This window comes from Pseudoalteromonas lipolytica (assembly GCF_900116435.1).
In the GTDB taxonomy this organism is placed as follows: domain Bacteria; phylum Pseudomonadota; class Gammaproteobacteria; order Enterobacterales; family Alteromonadaceae; genus Pseudoalteromonas; species Pseudoalteromonas lipolytica.
In genome coordinates this window covers 62,903-69,724 of record NZ_FPAZ01000021.1, presented here as the reverse complement: position 1 = coordinate 69,724, position 6,822 = coordinate 62,903, and the positions used below count along the sequence as shown (strand labels likewise).

Annotated in this window: 3 protein-coding genes; all 3 read left to right on the top strand. The window is 38.6% G+C overall.

Annotated elements, in window-relative coordinates:
- The first annotated feature begins 388 nt into the window (after positions 1 to 388).
- The 3 genes from BM378_RS18285 to radD all read left to right on the top strand — a co-directional run bounded on the left by BM378_RS18285 (position 389) and on the right by radD (position 6,801).
- Positions 389 to 4,588 (top strand): ATP-binding protein, encoded by a 4,200-nt coding sequence (locus BM378_RS18285; RefSeq protein WP_319633315.1) that lies wholly within the window; start codon positions 389 to 391, stop codon positions 4,586 to 4,588.
- A gap of 91 nt (positions 4,589 to 4,679) precedes the next feature.
- A complete protein-coding gene (locus tag BM378_RS18280; RefSeq protein WP_036969446.1) occupies positions 4,680 to 4,985 on the top strand; it encodes an H-NS histone family protein in 306 nt (101 codons plus the stop codon).
- Positions 4,986 to 5,052: 67 nt separating this feature from the next.
- Complete coding sequence (radD, locus tag BM378_RS18275) at positions 5,053 to 6,801, top strand: DNA repair helicase RadD (RefSeq protein WP_036969443.1); 1,749 nt, start codon at positions 5,053 to 5,055, stop codon at positions 6,799 to 6,801.
- Positions 6,802 to 6,822 lie beyond the last annotated feature (21 nt).

Sequence of the window (6,822 nt, the reverse complement as noted above, 5' to 3'; positions counted from 1 at the left end):
AATTGCCGAGAACAACTAAATAACTAAATTTTTGCCTTGTTATCAACGCGGTTTTATTGCCTCAAAATAGACCACTTAATTAAGCGGAATGGTATAAATTTGGGTAGTCAAATATCCATCGTTATTTAGGTGAAGTATCTTTGCTGTTTACAGCTTGCTTATGCCTGGCATAAACCATGATTTTTTATCACCTTATAACTGTATTTGAACTAAGGTGAATTAGAGTGGTGTTGTTCACACGTTAAAACGAGTTAGCTTAAGTGATACACGTAAAGTTGTTGTTAGGGTTTTTAAATAGCCTTTGCCGTAAAGAAATCTAAGCAGTGGGGATTTCTGAATTGTTGTATTTAATTTACACTGCTAAAATGTAACAAATTTTAACCTTCTTATTGGCATCATTCTGAATAAGCTATTCTTATTTTTCATTGCGTTAACATTTGCTTTCCTTTCAAGTTGTGCATATGCAAAGCAGCTCAAAGCAGGTATCGTTAATTATAACTTCTTTCCTTATCATACACGTGATGAAAATGGCCGGTTTTCGGGGGTCATCGTTGGTTACAGTAATGAGATTGCGCGATTAGCAGATGCTGAATTAGAATATCATGTATACGACAGTCTCGATTTACTGTTAGATGCGCTTCAGGCGGGCGAAATTAATTTTACTGTGGGTCTTAATAAAACCCAGCAACGTAAAAAGCATTTTTTATTCTCTTCCGCATTTATGGAAGCCCCACGGGGCATTGTTGCAAACCAGTCTATTGCTAATGATGCATTAAAGAATTTAGCGAGTCTGCGTTGGGTATGTATAACGGGGAGCTCACACTGTGAGTATTTAGCCGAAAATGGTGCTTTATTCATAAACCGATTTATTCAACCTGAAGATGCGATAGACAAGGTTGCTGATGGTACGTTTGACGCGTTTATGGGGGACTATTCAGTGTTGTCTCACCAATTAAAAAATCACTCTAAAAATAACTTAAAGGTTGTTAGTCCTATTTGGCTCGAGAGTGAAACCCTTCACGTCATGTTTAATAAAGAGGAAACCGCATTACGAAATCAAGTTAACTCGGTACTCGCCTCTATTTCACCTGCAACTAAACAGCTGTGGGAAAGTTCTGCCAGTGAAGAATACATCGCTGCAAAGGCATACAGTAAATTCAAGCGTGATTTTAACCGTATTGATGCACAGCAGAGTACTAACTATTTACTCACATTCTCGTTTATTGATGGTTTATACCCCGTTAATTCAACCAGTAAAACAGGCGAAGCTACTGGGTATTTAAATGATACTCTTGCATTGCTCTCACAGAGAAGTGGCATACAGTTTAAATATATACCCGCTGCAAATAGTAAAGAGTTAGAAAAGCTATTTCTTGCAAATAAAATCGATATCATTCCATCGATGACACCTGACAAAATAGATGAAGGAATATTAATTGCGTTACCCTCACATTATAGCTTCGAAATGGTATTGGTTTCTAAGCGTGCGAGTAAAATTCGCCGTATTGGTTATATTGAGGCGTTTGCAGATCCTAAAGAAAAATTAGTTGGTAGCGAGCCTATCGAAACCGTGTCATTTGACTCAATTCAAACGCTTTTCTATGCACTACGAAATGATGCTGTTGATGCGGCTATGCTACCGCAGAGCATTGCAGCGTATCAGCTAAACCAGTTTTATATTGGTGAGTTTTATATCAACCCTAAATATCGATATACACAGCCAATTTATTTTTTAATTAATAGGCACTTTTCTGAATTAACAACGTTGCTAGACAGTTTATTTAAAACCTTAACCAGTAATGATTTTAGCCATGTAGTAAACCGTCATGGTATTTTTAATATAGAGCGTGGTTATGATAAAAAAACGGTCAATATCACTGCAATTTTGGTGTTGATTTTAGTTGTTTTATCACTGACTTACTTTATCAATCGGCGTCTCAATATAAATAGGGAAATAGCGAGTCGTAAGCAATCAGAACAGGCTGCACTGAGTAAGCTTAATTTTACGCAAAAGTTAATTGATGATTTACCCACGATGGTTGTTATTCAGGATCAAGACCAAAAACGCATCATGTGGAATAAAGCGTATAAAGATAATTTCGCGCATCTTTGGGATGACGAGCAGCAATTTTTGCGCAGTGATCTTGCAGTCGTTAAAGAATTATTAGATCAAAATAAGCAAAGCCTTACTTCGGGTAAAATAATTAATCAACATATCCGCTTCACCAATAGTCTGGGTAAACCACTCGAGTTGCTTTATACAAAGAAGCCTTTTTTGGGGATTGACGGCCATATCGCAGGGATCATGACTGTGATAACTGATGTCACAGAGCATAATAATCTGCAGCGAGAAAATGAATCTGTTCAAAAATTATTAAAGACGATCACGGATACGATACCCGGCGGGGTATTTCAATATGAATACTATAACAATGGTGAGGGGTTTTATACTTACATAAGTAAAGGAGCGCGAAGCCTTTTAGGGATTACATCTCGAACCATTAACCAACGCGGTATGACAGGGTGTATTTCACCGCTTATTGTTGATGAAGACAGAGTAAAAATTGCGAAGAGTTTTAAGCGAGCGGCAAAGCGTAACTCAATGATTGATATTGAGTTTAGGGTTAATAACTTAGGGCAGAAAATATGGTGTCGTTACATTGCGACAGGCGAAAAAAATTCTGATGATCAACTTCAAGGCGTTCGCTGGAATGGTATATTGCTTGATATTAGTTTACTCAAGCGTCAGCAAGCAGATTTAAGTAAAGCAAATCAACTGGCTCATCAGGCCGATTTAGCTAAAAGCCGATTCATCGCGACCATGAGTCACGAGTTAAGAACCCCCATATCTGGCATTAATGGTTTTATTGAACTACTGCGGGCTTCTTATTTAGATGAAGAGCAGTTCTACCTCGTAGAACATATTGACAGTGCGATTTCGAAATTACGTAACTTGGTTGATGACATTTTATATTTTGCAAATACAAGCTCAGGTAAAATTGAAATCGACTGCCAAGATGTAGATCTCGAGTCCCACCTGTGCCGTGTTTTAAGGGCGCATGAATATTTAGCAAAACAAAAAGGTCTCGAATTCCGTTTAACGTGGCGAACAGCTGCTTTTACTCAAGCGCGTATAGATGTAAGTCATTTACTGCAAGTTTTGTCTAATATTTTAAATAATGCCGTTAAGTTTACTGAGAAAGGCGCGATTAGCTGCGACGTTTTATTTGAAAAACAGACCTTGAAGATTGAGATATCCGACACCGGCGCAGGAATGACTGCCCAGCAACTTGCGCATACTTTTACACCCTTTGAGCAAGCTGATAACTCGACAGAGCGACGTTATGGCGGCACAGGGCTCGGTTTAACACTTGCTAAGCAATTAATAGAAGCGATGAAAGGTGAAATTAATATTTCCAGTACATTTGGAAAAGGTACGAATGTATTTATTTCGGTTCCTTTGACTAAAGTCGCTAAACCTGATTTAGCAGTGAGTTCTGTTTATTGGTCTGTGTGTACTCAGAATCATTTATTACTGAATAATTTAGCAAGCATGGGAGTTAAACATAATCAGCTCAGTCATCCTTTAGATGCTAACGTATTTCAGCAAGTTGATAATATGATTATTGATGAAAAGTATGCCATTGAGCGATGGGGTAAAAATTGGCAAAAGAATATTTGTAATATTGAGAATAAATACATCATCGTGGCCAGCGCTAATGATACTCAAACTCCCGCAAAATGTAGTTGCCATATTTTACTTGTTGATCCTCTTTATCCCGATTTACTCAGAGAGCTGGTTAACAATGTTCATTGTGGTGTTGACGTATTACCACACAGCCTCACAACTGCGTTGCATGGGCAGATTCTAATTGCAGAAGATAATAAAACTAATCAGCTTCTTTTAGAAAAACAGTGTCAAAAATTAGGCATAAAAGCCGTGATGGTTGAAGACGGTTTAGCCGCATTAAAAGCCCTAGAAAATGATAATTTTGATGTATTACTAACTGACTGTCATATGCCTCATTTAGATGGCTTTAAATTAGCTAAACAGTTACGCGATAAAGAAAAGTTTAAGTATTTACCGATCATTGGTTTTACTGCTGACGATTCACAAGAGTGCCTAAATAAAGCGTTAGATGCAGGCATGAACAGTGTGTTATTTAAGCCATATAAACTTAACGAGTTATATAATCGTTTAGCCGAGTTTATTGAGGTAAATAAAGATGAAATACAGGTACAAGATGAGGTGCCAGTATCAAACCTGCAAGGTATAAAAGATAAACAACATTGGTTAAATGTTTTTGGTAATGAAAATGATGCTAAAACACTAGCAGAGGTGTTTATTACGAGCTTGAAACAAGATCTAAACACGCTAACTGCACATGTGGATAACCAAGATATAGAAAAAATTCCCCCAGCTATTCATAAACTTAAGGGGGCTATTGTGATGTTGCAATACCCACCATTATCAAAAGTTATAGTGAGTACTGAAAATCGCTTTAATCAAGAAAAAGAGACGTTAATAGTCAGGGAATTAATTGTAGAGTTAAGCGACGTGATCGAAAAAATAAAGTTATGGTTATAATAAACTTAAATTAGATTATTTTATTTTTTCACCATATACTAAGCTGTGTATTGATATGTATCTTTAACTTTTATAATTAAGAGAGCTTTAAATGAAAGAAATCCGATCTTTTGTCAAATCTGCGTCTTTAACTGAACTTGAAAAAGCAAAACAGTTAATTGATTCAGCTATCGAGAAATATACTCAACAGCAAGAAGCTAAAAAAGAAGTACTCGATCTGTTAAAAGAAAAAGGACTTACATTAGAAGATTTACAAGATGTAGTAGGCACAGATAAGCGTACGAAAGTAAAACCTAAATACCGCATCGAATACAATGGTGAAATTATTGAGTGGACAGGCCGTGGTAAACGTCCTAAAGCATTCCAAGGTGTTGACTTAACTAAGCACCTCGCTTAATTTCACCCATATGAACTTTTAGGGAAGCACATGCTTCCCTTTTTTGTCTTTATTACAGCACAAAATAATGAAATACGTACTTAGACCTTATCAGCAAGAGGCCGTACAGCGAACGGTTAGTCACTTTAAGCAATCGGACGAGGCTGCACTGATTGTATTACCAACAGGCGCGGGCAAAAGTTTAGTGATTGCTGAATTAGCACGTATTGCTAAACAGAAAATTTTAGTATTAGCACATGTTAAAGAGCTCGTAGAGCAAAACGCGCAAAAGTACATCAGCTTTGGTTTTGAAGCGAGTATCTTCTCTGCAGGGCTTAAACAAAAATCGCTTAAAGAACAGGTTACGTTTGCAAGTGTACAGTCACTAGCGCGCAATACGGCGCAACTTAGTGATACGTACTCATTGCTCATTATTGATGAGTGTCATCGCGTCAGTGGGGATGATCAAAGTCAGTATGGTCAAGTGATATCCAGCCTTAAGAAACAGAACCCCCGGCTAAAAGTATTGGGGTTAACCGCGACTCCTTTTCGTATGGGAATGGGGTGGGTTTATCATCATCATTATCATGGCTTTGTAAGGGGAGATAAAGACGCACCCTTTAAAAAGTGTATTTTTGAGTTACCGCTTCGTTACATGATTAAACATGGCTATTTAACGCCGCCTCATGAAGTAGACGCAGCCATAAGCCATTATGATTTTTCATCTTTACCCAGCGACTCATTTGGACGCTATAGTGCTGAAAATATGAATGCGCTCCTCAAAGATAATACCCGCGCAACGAAGGCGATTATTGAGCAGGTTATTGACTACAGTGAGCATCGGCACGGCGTCATGATTTTTGCGGCAACAGTCATGCATGCCAAAGAAATCGTCGGCTACTTGCCAACTGACAATACCGCATTAATTACTGGTGATACAGATAACAACGAGCGCGACACTATCATCAATCAATTTAAAGCGAAAAAGTTGAAATTTTTGGTCAATGTGTCTGTACTCACTACCGGATTTGATGCGCCGCATGTCGATTTTATTGCCATTTTGCGTCCAACCGAGTCAGTCAGTTTATATCAGCAAATTGTTGGCAGGGGGCTTAGATTAAGTGAGGGGAAAAAAGAGTGCTTAGTGATTGATTACGCAGGCAATGGCTTTGACCTATTTTACCCAGAGGTGGGCAGTAAAAAAGCCCAGAGTGACAACGAACCTGTGCAAGTACTGTGTCCTGGTTGTGGCTTTGCGAATATTTTTTGGGGAAAAACAGATGCCGCAGGCAATGTCATTGAGCACTTTGGGCGTCGCTGCCAAGGTCTTCTAGACGATGATGATGGCACGCAAATACAGTGCGACTACCGTTTTAGATTTAAAGAATGTGAGCAGTGCGGTGAGCAAAATGATATAGCAGCGAGGCAATGCCAAGCTTGCTCAGCCATGATGACAGACCCCGATGATAAGTTGCGTGAAGCCCTTAATTTAAAAGATGCGTTGGTGCTTCGCTGTAGTGGTTTATCGGCACAACTTATCGCAAATGGGCTGTTGAAAATTAGCTATTTTGATGAGGATGGTGCCAGTTGCGACGAAGTTTTTAATCTTAGTAACGACACAGGCCGTTTTATCTTTAACAAGCAATTTGGTCGGCGAGCTCAAGGGAATAGTGCCCCGATTACCTGGAAAACGGCAGAACAGGTTATTGAACAACAACATGTATTGGTCGCGCCAGATTTTGTTATTGCCCGGAAGAACAAAAAGTATGGTTGGAAAGTTGCCCAGAAACTATTTGATTATCAGGGTAATTATAGAAAAGCCAATCAATTAAAGTAACCAACGCCTGCCATAAGCAGG

Bases quoted from the DNA above. Each gene is read 5' to 3' on its own strand.
- BM378_RS18280 (WP_036969446.1), top strand. From the start codon at position 4,680: ATGAAAGAAATCCGATCTTTTGTCAAATCTGCGTCTTTAACTGAACTT.
- radD (WP_036969443.1), top strand. From the start codon at position 5,053: ATGAAATACGTACTTAGACCTTATCAGCAAGAGGCCGTACAGCGAACG.